Origin of the sequence: Aeromonas sp. SCS5 (assembly GCF_001887375.1) — a bacterium.
GTDB lineage: Bacteria > Pseudomonadota > Gammaproteobacteria > Enterobacterales > Aeromonadaceae > Aeromonas > Aeromonas jandaei.
Window position 1 is genome coordinate 13,933 of sequence record NZ_LFCS01000001.1, and the last position, 13,723, is coordinate 27,655.

At 60.9% G+C, this 13,723-nt stretch carries 12 protein-coding genes; 6 read left to right on the forward strand and 6 right to left on the reverse strand.

Annotated features, from left to right (window positions below):
• The first annotated feature begins 7 nt into the window (after positions 1 to 7).
• The 4 genes from BS300_RS00090 (at position 8) to BS300_RS00105 (ending at position 4,465) form a co-directional block, all read left to right on the forward strand.
• On the forward strand, positions 8 to 1,000 hold the full coding sequence (locus tag BS300_RS00090) for a TDT family transporter (RefSeq protein ID WP_071909930.1): 993 nt from the start codon (positions 8 to 10) through the stop codon (positions 998 to 1,000).
• 263 nt (positions 1,001 to 1,263) lie between these two features.
• On the forward strand, positions 1,264 to 2,253 hold the full coding sequence (gene lpxM, locus BS300_RS00095; protein ID WP_071909932.1) for a lauroyl-Kdo(2)-lipid IV(A) myristoyltransferase: 990 nt from the start codon (positions 1,264 to 1,266) through the stop codon (positions 2,251 to 2,253).
• A 172-nt stretch (positions 2,254 to 2,425) separates the two neighbouring features.
• Positions 2,426 to 3,421: a lipid A biosynthesis acyltransferase gene (locus tag BS300_RS00100; RefSeq protein WP_071909934.1), complete on the forward strand. Its 996-nt coding sequence runs from the start codon at positions 2,426 to 2,428 to the stop codon at positions 3,419 to 3,421.
• Between the two features lie 183 nt (positions 3,422 to 3,604).
• Positions 3,605 to 4,465, forward strand: a complete 861-nt coding sequence (locus tag BS300_RS00105; protein WP_042030632.1) for a PA4780 family RIO1-like protein kinase — start codon at positions 3,605 to 3,607, stop codon at positions 4,463 to 4,465.
• A 60-nt stretch (positions 4,466 to 4,525) separates the two neighbouring features.
• On the opposite strand, the gene BS300_RS00110 is transcribed toward BS300_RS00105, so the two are convergent.
• Positions 4,526 to 5,059, reverse strand: coding sequence for a GNAT family N-acetyltransferase (locus BS300_RS00110; protein ID WP_239693779.1), 534 nt, complete (start codon positions 5,057 to 5,059; stop codon positions 4,526 to 4,528).
• A gap of 36 nt (positions 5,060 to 5,095) precedes the next feature.
• Complete coding sequence (locus BS300_RS00115; protein ID WP_192849728.1) at positions 5,096 to 5,593, reverse strand: prolyl-tRNA synthetase associated domain-containing protein; 498 nt, start codon at positions 5,591 to 5,593, stop codon at positions 5,096 to 5,098.
• A gap of 204 nt (positions 5,594 to 5,797) precedes the next feature.
• On the opposite strand from BS300_RS00115, the gene BS300_RS00120 reads away from it, so the two are divergent.
• Together BS300_RS00120 and BS300_RS00125 are read left to right on the forward strand one after the other, a co-directional pair.
• Complete coding sequence (locus tag BS300_RS00120; protein ID WP_192849726.1) at positions 5,798 to 8,236, forward strand: DNA polymerase II; 2,439 nt, start codon at positions 5,798 to 5,800, stop codon at positions 8,234 to 8,236.
• 87 nt (positions 8,237 to 8,323) lie between these two features.
• Positions 8,324 to 8,575, forward strand: a complete 252-nt coding sequence (locus BS300_RS00125) for a DinI family protein (RefSeq protein ID WP_033115714.1) — start codon at positions 8,324 to 8,326, stop codon at positions 8,573 to 8,575.
• Between the two features lie 127 nt (positions 8,576 to 8,702).
• On the opposite strand, the gene BS300_RS00130 is transcribed toward BS300_RS00125, so the two are convergent.
• From BS300_RS00130 to BS300_RS00145, 4 genes are all read right to left on the reverse strand, one after another.
• The gene (locus tag BS300_RS00130; protein ID WP_071909940.1) at positions 8,703 to 9,563 is read right to left on the reverse strand and encodes a DUF2927 domain-containing protein; all 861 of its coding nucleotides are present in this window, start codon (positions 9,561 to 9,563) and stop codon (positions 8,703 to 8,705) included.
• A 26-nt stretch (positions 9,564 to 9,589) separates the two neighbouring features.
• Positions 9,590 to 10,093 carry a M48 family metallopeptidase gene (locus BS300_RS00135; RefSeq protein ID WP_071909942.1) on the reverse strand — a complete coding sequence of 168 codons (504 nt, stop codon included), beginning with the start codon at positions 10,091 to 10,093 and terminating at the stop codon, positions 9,590 to 9,592.
• Positions 10,094 to 10,219: 126 nt separating this feature from the next.
• Positions 10,220 to 11,863, reverse strand: coding sequence for a hypothetical protein (locus tag BS300_RS00140; protein WP_071909944.1), 1,644 nt, complete (start codon positions 11,861 to 11,863; stop codon positions 10,220 to 10,222).
• Between the two features lie 174 nt (positions 11,864 to 12,037).
• Positions 12,038 to 13,684, reverse strand: coding sequence for a bifunctional UDP-sugar hydrolase/5'-nucleotidase (locus BS300_RS00145; protein ID WP_071909946.1), 1,647 nt, complete (start codon positions 13,682 to 13,684; stop codon positions 12,038 to 12,040).
• Between the last annotated feature and the right edge of the window lie 39 nt (positions 13,685 to 13,723).

The window sequence follows — 13,723 nt, forward strand, 5'->3', positions numbered from 1 at the left end:
TGTCATCATGATCGCAAGAACCCGTAAATCCCTGGCTGCTGCGCCAACCCCCATGGCGGGTCTGGCGCTGGGCATTGCCAGTCTCGGTTGGTGTTGGGAGAATGCAGGTCACTTCGATGGACGGATGCAGCTGCTGGGCGCCGCTATTGCCGCCGTGCTGCTGGTGATCCTTACCTTCAAGTTTTTGTTCCACCCGAACCTGCTGATGCAGGATCTGGCACACCCGGTAGTTGGTAGCGTAGTGCCGACCTATGCCATGGGCACTATGGTGGTCTCCAAAGCGCTCACTATGCTTGCTCCGCAAGCGGGTGAAGCGCTCTGGCTGTTTGCCGTGGCTGTTCACCTGTTGTTCCTGGCTACCTTTATCTGGCATCGCGCCAAAGAGTTCGAGATCCACCACATGGTGCCGAGCTGGTTCGTACCGCCGGTCGGGATCATCGTGGCTGATGTCGCCTTCCCGGGCGGTCAGTTTGCGCCGCTGGCCAACGTGCTGCTCTGGTTCGGGGTCATCTGCTACGGTCTGATGCTGCCGCTGATGCTCTATCGCCTCATCTTCAGCCACGAAGTCCCGGATGCAGCCAAACCGACCATCGCTATTCTGGCGGCGCCGGCAAGTCTCTCGCTGGCCGGCTACCTGACTGTCAGCCAGGATCCCTCCCTGCTGCTGGTGGCCATGCTGTTTGGTATCGCGATCCTGATGACCGGCATCATCTATCTGGCCTTCATCAAACTGCTGCGTCTGCCCTTCTCGCCGGGTTATGCCGCCTTTACCTTCCCGCTGGTGATCGGTGCCACCGCCCTGTTCAAAGTGGCTCATCTGGTGGAAGGGTTTGAGCAGAGCGCTCACTATGTCGAGCAGATCCGCCTGCTGGCCCACTTCGAGCTGGGGGTGGCCACCGTCATCGTCGGTTATGTGGCCCTGCGTTACCTGATGTTTTTTCTGCCGCAGCGTGATGCGGAAATGAACCGCGGCATTGCCCGCCAGGGAGCTCATCGTTAAATCTTGAAGATGCGACGTCGGAAAATGGATAAGCAGTGCGCTCTGGGAGCGACGGGATAAACGACCAGTCATACGATAGATGGACAAAGAGCCACCCGCTGGTTGTGTAATAAGTAAAATGCCCCGCCATGCGGGGCATTTTTTTACCTTTTCGCCACTTCTGTCGTACGAAACTTCCTATCGTGTGTGATATAGCGGATTTAACTGGTATTACCTGTCAGGGCGTCTACAATACACCACCTTTTTGACGTAAACCGTGAATCATGTCCCCCCAAGATCCCCTGTTCAACCCCGCTTTTGAAGTTCGTTTCCTTCACCCCCGTTACTGGTTCAGCTGGCTGGCACTCGGTGTGTTGATGGTGCTTGCGTTTGTTCCGGTGCGTCTGCGCGACCGGTTGGCCGAGGGGCTGGCCCCGCTAGTGTTTCGTATCTCGAAAAAACAGCTCTATATCGCCAGAACCAATCTGGAGATCTGCTTTCCGCACAAGAGTCCGGCCGAGCGCGACGCCATCGCATTGACCTCGATCCGGGTGGGGCTCAAGAGCCTGCTTGGCTTCGGCGAGTTCACCATGCGCAGCGAGCGTTATCTGATGAGCCGGATGCAGGTGAGTGGCTGGGAACATATTGAAGCGGAGCAGGCGGCTGGTCGGCCGGTGATCCTGGTGGTACCCCATACCTGGCCGGTGGATGCCGCCGGTTACTGCTTTACCCGCCGTGGGGTGCCCATGTGCACCATGATGAAGCGGGCGCGCAACCCGGTCTTTGACTGGCACCTCAACCGGGCCCGCGCCAAAAATGGTTGCCGTGTATATGAGCGCAGCGCCGGTATCAAGGCGGTGATCCGTACCATCAAGAGTGGTCGCAGCTTCTTCTATCTGCCGGATCAGGATCATGGTCGCGAGAAGAGTATCTTCGCCCCCTTCTTTGGCCACTCGAAAGCCACCTTGCCGGCGCTGTCGCGGCTGGTGGAGGTGAGTGGCGCCAAGGCGGTGCCGCTGCTGGCCTGCTATGACGAAGAGAATCACTGCTATCGGTTGGAGATCGAAGCGCCGTTCGATAATTACCCCACTGCGGATGTAATGGCCGATACCTGCCGGATGAACGACACGGTGCAGCAGCAGCTGACCCGTCATCCCGGCCAGTACATGTGGTTCCTCAAGATCTTCGATACCCGCGAGGATCAGGAGGGGCTCGATGGTCTCTACGAGGCGGGCATCCAGCGCATTCGTCAGGGGCTTTCTCCTTACGCCTGATCGCGCGCAGTCTGGCGGCAGCCGTTGCGCTTGCTCGATAAAAATGGCCCCGAGAGGGCCATTTTTTGATCCCGAGTGGGATGGCCATCACCTCTGCGAATGGGAGCCAAGGGGCACAGGGTAGAAAAAAATGTCAGGATAACTACAATAACCGTTTGTTTTTCATGACTTGATGGCTGACATGTCCCCATTAGATCCGGTATTTGACACCACATTTCATCCCCGTCTGCTCCACCCCAAATGGTGGGGTAGCTGGTGTGCGCTGGGGTTGCTCTCCCTGCTTGCATTCATCCCGGCGCGCGTGCGGGACGGCTTTGCCAATCTGGTGGCGCCCACTCTGCTGCGTTTTTCGAAAAAGCAGGCCTATATCGCCGATACCAACCTCAAGATCTGTTTTCCCGAGCTGGATGAGGCGGCCCGCGCAGCCCTGCTGCTCAAATCAATCCGGGTCGGCCTCAAAACCTTTATGGGCTTTGGCGAGCTGACCTGGCGCAGTCCGGCGCACCTGCTGCGCAACATCAAGGTGAGCGGCTGGGAGCATATCGAGGCGGAGCGTACCGCTGGCCGACCGGTGATCCTGGTCGTTCCCCACACATGGTCAGTGGACATGCTGGGGCGCTACTTCCCGCTACAGGGGATGAGCATGTGCACCATGATGAAGAGCGCCAAGGATGAGGTGTTCGACTGGTATATCAACCGGGAGCGGGCCAAGGGGGGCAAGGTGTATGAGCGCAGCGTAGGCATCAAGCCGGCGATCAAGTCCGTGCGCGGCGGTGCCAGCTTCTTCTACCTGCCGGATCAGGATCATGGTCGGGAGGCGAGCGTCTTCGCCCCCTTCTTTGGCCATCCCAAAGCGACCCTGCCGGCGCTACCCAAGCTGGTGAAGCTGACCGGCGCCAAGGCGGTGCCCATCTTCGCCAGCTATGACGAGGATGCCGGCTGCTATCTGCTGGAGATTGAACCACCATTCGATCCTTACCCCACTGCGGATGCGATGGCGGATGTGGTCGCCATGAACCGCATGGTGGAACAGCAGGTGACTCGGCACCCCGAACAGTACATGTGGTTTCTCAAGATTTTCGAAACTCAGGAGCATCAGGAGGGGCCGGATGGCCTCTATGAGGCGGGGATCCAGCGGATCCGCCAGGGATTACCCCCCGAGCCCTGAGTTGAACTGGCCCGCTTGCGGGCCATTTTTGTTGCCGTGGCTCGCCCGGAGGGGAATTTTCAGTGCCGGAAGATGGACAAACAGCGGGCAGGCAGTGGATAACTGAGTGTCCGGACAGAAAAATGGGCAGGTGGACGTGCAACAGACAATTTTGCAACGGGCAGAGAGAGTGAAAGGGCGGTCATGAAAGTTCCAAATCGAATCCAACCCCTGGTTGATGACGGCCTGGTTGACGAGGTCATCAGCCGGTTGATGAGCGGTAAAGAGGCCGATGTCTACGTGGTGCGCTGTGGCGACGAAACTCGCTGCGCCAAGGTATACAAGGAGGCGTCCAAGCGCAGCTTCAAGCAGGCGGTGGTCTATCAGGAGGGGCGCCGGGTGCGCAACAGCCGCAGCGCCCGCGCCATGGAGAAGGGCTCCAAGTACGGTCGCAAGCAGCACGAAGAGGTGTGGCAGAGCACCGAGGTGGATGCCCTGTTCAAGTTGGCGGCAGCTGGCGTGCGGGTGCCCAAGCCCTATGTCTGTCTCGATGGCGTGTTGTTGATGGAGCTGGTCACCGATGCCGATGGCAATGTGGCACCCCGCCTCAACGACGTGGCTCTCAGCCATGAGCAGGCGCTGGCGGATCACGCCAAGGTGATTGGGTATGTGGTACGCATGCTCTGCGCCGGTCTTATTCACGGCGATCTTTCCGAGTTCAACGTGCTGGTGGATGAGCAGGGGCCCGTGATCATCGATCTGCCGCAGGTGGTGGATGCGGCCGCCAACAATCAGGCCAGAGCCATGCTGGAGCGTGACGTCAACAACATGCGCAACTACTACGGCATGTATGCCCCCGAGCTGCTCAAAACGAACTACGCCAGAGAGATGTGGGCGCTTTACGAGGACGGCAAGCTCACGCCCCAGAGCGAGCTGACCGGTCAGTTCGAGGAGAGCCGGGAGGCCATTGATCTCGATGCCGTGCTTGACGAGATCGCCAGTGCCGAAGAGGAGGCTTATGCCCGTCAGGCACGGATTAAGGCAGAGCAGGAAGACAGCTACTGAGGGTTTGTCACTCTCGCCACCAGAGCGCCCTCGGGCGCTCTTTTTATTGCTATCGGCTGGTTATGTTGGGGCGTGTTCTATCGGATGGGGCAGAGGGAATATCCGGTACACCGCCAACCAGCAGCGATCTCCCGGATGGAAGCGTCGCGCCAGCCATACTCCGCCTGCTTTCGCAATCACCCTGCAGGAGGCCTGGTTCTGTTCGTCACAGCTGACCAATACCGGCTTGCTCAAAATGTGTTGCTGTACCCAGCCAAGCAGCAAGCTCGCAGCCCCTTCGCCACGACGGGAGGGACGGGTTTCGTAACCGATGTGGCCCAGCCACTGTTGGCTGGCCTCGTTGTCATCGTGGCGCAGGCGCAAGGTGGCGAGGATCTCCCCGGCATCGAGGGCAAAATAGGTGGTGGTGGTCGGATAGCCGCTGGGCAGGTTATGCCCTTTGGCATGATCCAGCAGTGCTTGTAGCCAGCTGTCAGGATCAAATTGTGCGACCTGATAGAGGGGCAATCCGGCGTCGGCACACTCGGCCACATAGTTGCGATAGGCAGCGGTATCGGTCAGGCGAGCCGGGCGGCATTCGTAGCGGGTTGGCACTGGCTGCTCCCGTGCCGTGGGGGTTGCACCTGCCATTCAATCAGTGGCCATGACCGGCAGCCGCATGACGGTGGCTTTCCGGCCGAGGTGGGCCAGCAGGCGGCGCACATCGTCGAGGCGGATAATCAGGGTGGCGGTATTGACCAGCGGATGGCACTGCATCTGCTCCGCTTGCCAGATGGCCTCGTCCACCACCAACTCTACCGCGTTTTCCCTGTCGCGCACCATGGCGAGCAGGGTGACCGAACCCGGGGTAAGGCCAAGCACGGCCTCGAGCCGCTCTGGCGAGCCAAAACTCAGCCGCTTGACGCCAAGGGCGGTTGCCAGCGCCTTGAGATCGACCCGGCTCTCCTCCGGTGTGACCACCAAAAACAGCCGCTCGCTTTTCGGGTCGCGCAGGAAGAGATTCTTGCTCTTGGCGGCAGGCAGGTCGGGCAGCAGCCGGCTGGCCTCCTCGCAGGTGAAGACGGGGGCGTGATCGATGCGCTGATAGGGAATGGCCAGCTGATCCAGCAGAGAGTAAAGCGCCACCATGGCCTCCTGATATCGGGTGAAGAGTGGGGGGATGAATGGCATCGCGAATACAGCCACCACCGGCATTAGCTGCCACTCTGGCCGAGCTTACCAGTTTGCGGCGCGGCTCGCAGCTTGAGCTTGGTTAGGCCATGGCGGCTGGCGTGGCAATTGCAGCAAAGCACTGTATGAACGTACAATACTCCCATCTCCATGTTGATCCCGATGACTTGCATGACCGATCACCCGTCCATCCCATCCACTACACCGCCGCGAGATGGCTTTATTCTGACCCGTCACGGACGGGATGTGCGCGGCCGTGGCGAGCAGCCGGAACGCACCGAGATTGTGATGTGGCTCTGGAGCGAGCAGGGACCGGTGCGGGTGGTGGTGCCGGGGCAGGAGCCGGTCTTCTTTCTGCCACAGAGCCATATGGAAGAAGCCGCCGAGCTGTTCAAGGGGGCCGGGGTGAGTGGGCGGTTTCGCCGTCTGCCGATGCACACCTTCGACGGCCGCGCCGTAGTGGGCTGCTACTTTGCCACCCTGAGCGCCTTTCACCGCGCCATCGAGCTGCTGCTCATCCGCGGGCTTGAGCACTTCGAGGCGGATATCCGGCTGCCGGAGCGCTACCTGATGGAGCGTTTCATTACCGCCGGCGTGCGCTTCGAGGGGCGCACTCTCAAGAAAGGGGGCAAGCACGGCTACTGGGAGGTGAACGAGGCGCGCTGCGCACCGCAGGCGGTGACGCCGACCCTCTCCTGGGTGTCGCTGGACGTGGAGTGTGCCATGGATGGTGCGCTCTTCTCGGTGGGGCTCTACAGCGAAGAGGATGCACGGGTCATCATGATCGGTACGCCGGAGGCCGATGCCGACAGCTGGGGAACCCGGGTCGAGTGGGTCGCTGACGAGAGCGCCCTGCTGAGTGCGCTGGAGCGCTGGTTTGTGCGGCACGACCCCGATCTGGTCATCGGCTGGAACGTGGTCAACTTCGACTTTCGCCTGCTGCTGCGCCGCGCCGAGCTCAACAAGCGGCGGTTGCGGCTGGGGCGCGGCCACGAGCTCTGCTTCTGGCGCTCATCGCGCAACGACCCCCAGACTGGCAACGTTATTATCCCCGGGCGCATGGTGCTGGATGGCATCGACACCCTGAAAAGCGCCACCTGGCAGTTTGCCAGCTACAGCCTGGATGCGGTGGCGAGCGAGCTGCTTGGCCGTGGCAAGGATATCGAGGATGTGGCCAACTGGGGGGAGAAGATCACCGAGCTGTTCCACTCCGATAAGGAGGCGCTGGCCCGCTACAACCTGGAAGATTGCAAGCTGGTGTGGGAGATCTTCGACTATTGCCACCTCATCCCCTTTGCCATCGAGCGTGCCTCCCTCACCGGCCTTGAGCTGGACCGGGTAGGGGGCTCGGTGGCGGCGTTTACCAACCTCTACCTGCCGCGGCTGCATCGCGGCGGCTACGTGGCGCCCAATCTGCCGGCCGACGGTGGGCTGGCAAGCCCCGGCGGCTATGTGATGGACTCCAAACCCGGCCTCTATCGCCACGTGCTGGTGCTCGATTTCAAGAGCCTCTATCCCAGCATCATCCGCACCTTCTGCATCGACCCCATGGGGCTCATCGAGGGGCTGCAGCATCCCGACCACGCCATTCCCGGCTTTCGCGGCGCCCTGTTCTCCCGCGAGCGCCACTTCCTGCCGGATCTCATCGCCACCCTGTGGGCGGCGCGGGATCGGGCCAAGGCTGCCAGCAACAAGGCGCTCTCCCAGGCCATCAAGATCATCATGAACTCCTTCTACGGGGTATTGGGCTCAGGGGGCTGCCGCTTCTACGACCCGAGGCTTGCCTCCTCCATCACCCTGCGCGGTCACGGCATCATGCAGCAGACCCGGGAGTGGATCGAAGGGGAGGGTTTCGAGGTGATCTATGGCGACACCGACTCCACCTTCGTGCACCTTGGCAAGGAGACCAGTCCCGCACAGGCGGACGAGATTGGCCGGCGGCTGGCAAAGATGATCAACGATAACTGGGCTGCGCTGATCAAGCGCGAGTTCAACCTGCCGAGCTATCTGGAGATCCAGTACGAGACCCACTATCGCCGCTTCCTGATGCCCACCATCCGCGGGCTGGAGAAGGGGAGCAAGAAGCGCTACGCGGGGCTGGTGGCTGGCAAGGAGGCGGGGGCAGAGGAGCAACTGGTGTTTAAGGGGCTCGAATCGGTGCGCACCGACTGGACGCCCCTTGCCAAGGCGTTTCAGACCCGTCTCTACGAAATGGTGTTTCACGACCAGGATCCCGGCAGCTATGTGCGTACCATGGTGGACGAGACCCGGGCCGGCCAGCACGACGAGCTCTTGGTCTATCGCAAGCGGCTGCGCCAGAAGCTCGAGGAGTATCAGAAGAATGTGCCACCCCATGTGCGGGCGGCGCGTCTGGCGGATGAAGAGAACCTGCGCCGCGGTCTGCCCCAGCGCTATCAGCATCGGGGCTCCATCGCCTATCTGATGACCCTTAATGGCCCCGAGCCGCTGGAGTACCGGCGCACCCCCATCGATTATGAACACTACATCGACAAGCAGCTCAAACCCATTGCCGATGCGATCCTCCCCTTTGTCGGTGAGTCGTTCGAGCGGATCTGCGGCCAGCAGCTCGATCTTTTTTAGGGGTCATTTGCCTCTTTTTTTGTCGGGTACTTTACTTTTCAGGAATACTGTATAAAAATACAGTTATTCATCATGGAGAAGTATCCTATGCGTCTGGAAATCATCATCGACAAAAAACATCAGATCCCGACCTCCACCATGGAAGCGCTGCGCCAGGAGCTGCTCAAGCAGCTGGGCGAGAAGTTCCCCGATCTCCATGTCCGCGTCGCCCCGGGCAGCAGCATGTCCTTGACCGTCAGCCGTGCCAGCAAGGAGGACAAGGAGCTTGCCGAGGCTATGGTGCAGGAGGTGTGGGAAAATGCAGACAGCTGGATGCCGGAAGAGAGTCTGGCTTCCTGAAAAGGCTTGCCACTGGTGGATTTGACAGCAAAAACGCAGCCCATGGCTGCGTTTTTGTTTTGGTGCCGGCTCGCCGGGTGAGCCGGAGCTGATGCTTCCCGAGTTGACGCTTGGTGCTGGCTGAAACTCAGAGCCCGGCCCAGCTTTTGAGGCTCTGTTGCTGAACGCGGCGGTCTGCCTCGCTGATCTCGCCTTTGGCGCGCAGATCCTTGATGGCAAGCGGCAGGGCCGCCCGAACCTCGTCGCTGCTCATCCCCGCCTTGAGGGCAGGGTGGTAGGCGAGCTTGAGCAGCACATAGTCGAGGCCGGTTAGGAAGCTGTCGATGCTGTTGTCATTGAAGATGGAGGGAAACACCTTGTCCGAGTCGTTGGGCAGCCCCATCACCTGGGTAAACTCCTCCACTACGCAGTCGAGAAAGCGCCCCTTGGCGCGGCTGTAATCAACCGGAATGATGATGGTGGCACTGCTGATCTCGTGCTGCTTGTTGGTCGCAAAGTGGCCAATGCAGAGCCCCTCCTTGAGCGCGGCATTGACCGAAGGTGCGTTGCCCATGGTGCGCTTGGCCCAACCCTTCATCCGCTGGTAGTCGGTCATGATGAGGGTGAGGTTGGGTTTGCTGGTCACCATGCTGATAGGGTGGCCGGTGATGCGGGCGAGGTGGGCGGCTTGTACCTTGACCACCTCCGCCTGCAGCGGCTTGTCCCCCGACTCGTTGATGAGCTGCAAGCGCACCGGTTGCTGCCAGCGGGTGAAGCGCGGGTGAGCGGTTTCGTGATACTCCCGCTCCATGGCGATGGCCATAAAACTCTCGGTAATATAGCTGTCGCTCTGCCAGCGCTCTGCCCCGTGTGAGAAGAAAGAGCAGAGCATGAACAGGGCCAGCAGCCGGTGTGACATGCCTCGGGGACGGGCTGCGCGGCACAAATTGGCAATCACCACATTGGCAATAACGTGCGGGGCGCTAAAGGGGATAGCGGCAAATGACATGTTTCCTCCTTGAAACCACCGTCAACCTAGCGGTTGGCCTTGTCGATATCGCGCCAGGTGAGCCAGAGCCTCAGATCAAACTCCAGTTGATGATAGTCGGGCTCCATATGCTGGCAGAGCTGATAGAAGCTCTTGTTGTGATCCTTCTCTTTGATATGGGCCAGCTCGTGCGCAACGATCATCTTGAGAAAGGGGGCGGGTGCCTCCTTGAACAGGGCGGCGATGCGGATCTCGTTTTTGGCCTTGAGCTTGTTGCCCTGTACCCGGCTGATGTAGGTGTGCAGGCCGAGGGCATCCTTGATGACGTTGATCTTGCTGTCAAACACCACCTTTGACAGGGGCGCAGAGCTTTTGAGATAGCGGTTTTTCAGCTCCATGGTGTAGGCGAGTAGCGCCTTGTCGCTCTGGATCTGGTGGCTATCCGGATAGCGCTTGGCCAGCATCTCGCCAAGTTTGCCTGCCGCGATCAGCTGTTGCACCTGTGCCTTGAGCGCTTCGGGATAGCCCCCGAGATAGGTCAGTTCCGCCATGTCTGTCACCCGTTACATCCAAAAGTGGGCCATTGTAGTCATCGCGGGCCTGCTTGCCTACCGGTGAGGAGTGAGGGGATGGAAAAAGGGCGGCCAAATGGCCGCCCTTTTACGTCTCTGCGCTGGTTATCGGCGACGATAGAGACCCGGATCCACCTCTTCATAGTGGCTGGTCAGGTATTGATAGAAAGCGAGATGGGAGGGCGAGCTCGGCTTTTTCAGCTCCTCGCTCACCCGATCCGGCTTGGCGATGATGAACTTGGGGTTCTGGCGCTGGATGTCCGCCAGCACCCGTGCCCGCACGTCATAGGGCGGGTTGACGTTGGCAAAGAAGAGATAGGCAGAGGCCGGCTGACGATCGGTCCAGAGATAATATTGCGGCTGGATGCCGTCGACCCAGATCTTGTCGCTCGGGCTGGTCTCGGCCTTGATGCGATCGACCCGCACCTGCGCGGCCGGGTTGAAGGGGCGCCCCTTGAGCGTTCCTTCCCAGGCGTTGTTGATCATCAGCAGCAGCATGGCCAGGGTGGCGAGCCAGGGGGTGGCGCTGCGCACATCCCAGGCGCGCCACAGGGGCACCAGAATGAGTACCGGCAGGGCCCACAGCAAACTGGTGCCGAGCACCTCGTTAACCCGCTCGAGGGACCACTCCTTGGTGCTCCAGCCGAAGACCAGCTGCTGGGCCAGCAGCCAGCTGGCGGTCAGCACCACCAGCGAGATGCAGAGCAGACCGAGGGCATCGGCCTTCTGCTCGCTGCGATCCAGCAGTACCGCCAGCGGCAGCAGAGCCAGCTGCAGATAGAGCACATCGTAGTGATCGAACACATGGCCGGAGACCGAGTTGGCGATCAGGGTAAACAGCACGCCAAAGAAGGTTGCCAGCAGGGCGGGCAGATACCACTCCTGACGGCGGCTCAGCATCAGCAGGATGAAGGGGGGCAGCAGCATCACCAGACCGGTGCGCAGCAAGCCGACGGCCCCCACCATGGGGGAGAAGCCGTTGCCGTAGCTCCCCTCGAAGAAGATGTCGAAGGCGTAGTATTTGAAGGCCGCCAGCAGGTCGTGCTGCTGGAAGTAGCCGTAGAGGGGGCCGCCAATCAGCGCCAGACCGAGCAGGCTGGAGACAAGCAGCAGGATGGCGTCACGCCACTTCTCGTGCAGGCACCAGTGGCAGAACAGCACCAGATACCAAGCACCCCAGAAGGCGCCGTTGTTGGTACGCATCCAGGCGACGATGGCAAAGGTGAGAGCAGCCACCAGCGCCGGCCACCAGCGAAAGCCTTTGTCCAGCAACAGGGTGATGAAGGCCCACTGGGCGATGAGGGCGAGGTGGAAAGTCCAGTCCTCGGTCATGTTGCCGTAGTAGTAACGGGTACCATAGAGGGCCAGCAGTGCCAGCATGGCGCCAAGGCGCGCCCTGACCGAGAGGCCAAGCTGGGAGAAAGCCTGCCAGCTGGCCATCAGCCCAAGCCAGCAGAGCACCCACTCCAGCGCCCAGATCCCGACAAATCCACCCAGACCATACCCCAGTGCATCGAGGGCGAAGATCATCGGTCCCTTGATATCGATCATGTCGCGATAGAGCACGCCTCCTTCACTCCACATTTTGCCCATGACGGCAAAGAGCGAGGCGTCAAACCCCGGCGCCATGGCATGAACGAGCGGGTTGCGCAGGCAGAAGAGCAGCGCCAGCAGACCGGTCAGCAAGATGGCTGTGGGCCTGATGGCCGGATTGACGCGGGGGGGAGTGAAACGGATGGAGTGATTCATTAAATCGCCTGTTCCTGAAGCTGGTCTTGAAAGCGGGCCTATCTTGCCGAGCCCGCGCGGATGATGCAATGGTGCAGGCCCATCCGGGGCAAATATTGTCGAAAAAGAGCGGTTTCAGAGACGAAAAGTGCCTGTCTGCCCGGTGTGAATGCAGACCGGCACATCGATGGGCCTTTACGCCAGGTATTCGACCTTCGGCGGCATGGCCCGCAGGGCGGGTTGATGGCGAGCCCAACGGATAAAGGCATCGGCTAGCGTGATGCCAAGCTCCTGATTGTGCTGGGTCAGGGTGCGAGTCAGCGCGGTGTAGCCCTCCTTGCCGGAGGCGGTATAGGCGCTCGATACCCCGCGATAGACCTGGTCGGACTCCACCGGTTGCCAACAGTCTGGCGCAGGCTCCCACTCCAGACGGGTAATACGCTGACCTTTCGGCCTATCGGCCTGGTAGGTGAAGCGCACCCCGGCGGTGTAGGGGAAGCTGCCGTTGCCATTGCCGACCACGCCATTATTGGTGGCGTTGTCGATGGCATTCTCCAGCGCTTCCGCCAGCTCGTGGCCGTGTACCCGGTAGAGGGTGAGGGGAATGGCAAAGGGGAGCAGGCGACCGGCGATATCGGCCTCACTCAAGGGGCCCGGCTCCAGCGAGCAGCGCACGCCACCTGCGTTGTGCAGGGCAAAATCGACCTCGCCCACCTGTTCCCGGGCCGCCATCAGCATGGCATGGGCCACCAGCGGTGCGACATGGCTGCCGTGAGGCAGGTTGGCATCCGGCAGGCGCTGATGGGGGAGCGGTGTATCGAGTCTGGTGACGATGCGCTGGGTCATGGTCTCGATCTCCGGCCGGTAGCGCTTGGCCAGATGCTGCTCCAGCCTGGCATCCGGCTCGCAGAAAGTGAGTCCTGCTGGCGGCGTGGAGCCGAACGGCCAGGGTTGCCAGGGGAGCCACTCCAGCTGGCCGTGGCTATCTGCCACGCGGCCAGCTTCATCGAAGGTGAGCTCGCAGACGCCAAGGCAGAGAGCACTGTGGCCCGCGTGCATGATGGCTACGCCATTGTGCATCAGGGGATAATCCCCTTCGCTTGGCAGGCCCAGCGGCGCAAGATCCCCCAGCAGGCTGTGGGTATGGCCGCCAACAATGAGACTGATCTCGGGGAAGCGTTCGGCCAGCAGCTTGTCCTGATCCAGCCCGAGGTGGCTCAGCAGCACGATATGGTGGATCCCTTCGCCCTTGATCTCGCGAATGACCCGGGTCAGGGTCTCGTTCACCCCGTGGAAGCGGGTGTGGGGATCCGGATTGGCGATGGCCGCCATCTGGGCCAGCGTGATCCCGAGCAGGGCAAAGGGGACGCCATCGATGACCCGGCGATGCCAGGGCTGATGGGCGTCGTAGAGGTGGGGAATATCCCACAGGCGAAGAGGCGTATCGGCCGGTTCCTGACTGTTGTCCAGATTGGCCGCGAGCACCGGAAAATCGAGCTGGCGCAGAAACTCCACCAACTGGCCGTTGCCCAGATCGAATTCATGGTTGCCAATCACCATGGCATCGGGGGCCAGCATGGCGAGCAGGTCGGCGTTGGCCCGCCCCTTGAACCGGTTGAAATAGAGGGAGCCCTGAAAGGAGTCGCCGCCGTGCAGAAAAAGGCAGCCGCGACCTGCTGCTGCCGCTTGCGCGCGCAGTTGGGTCAGGCGGGTCAGGATCCGGGCATAACCGCCACACTGGGTGCGCCACTGGGACTCTCCGGCGGGGGTGAAGCTTATCGGCGCACCATCGAAATGGGAGTGGCAATCACTGAAGTGGGCAAGTTGAACCGTAATACTCATCTCGGTCCTCCTTTGGGGAAAAAGAGCACAGAGTCTACT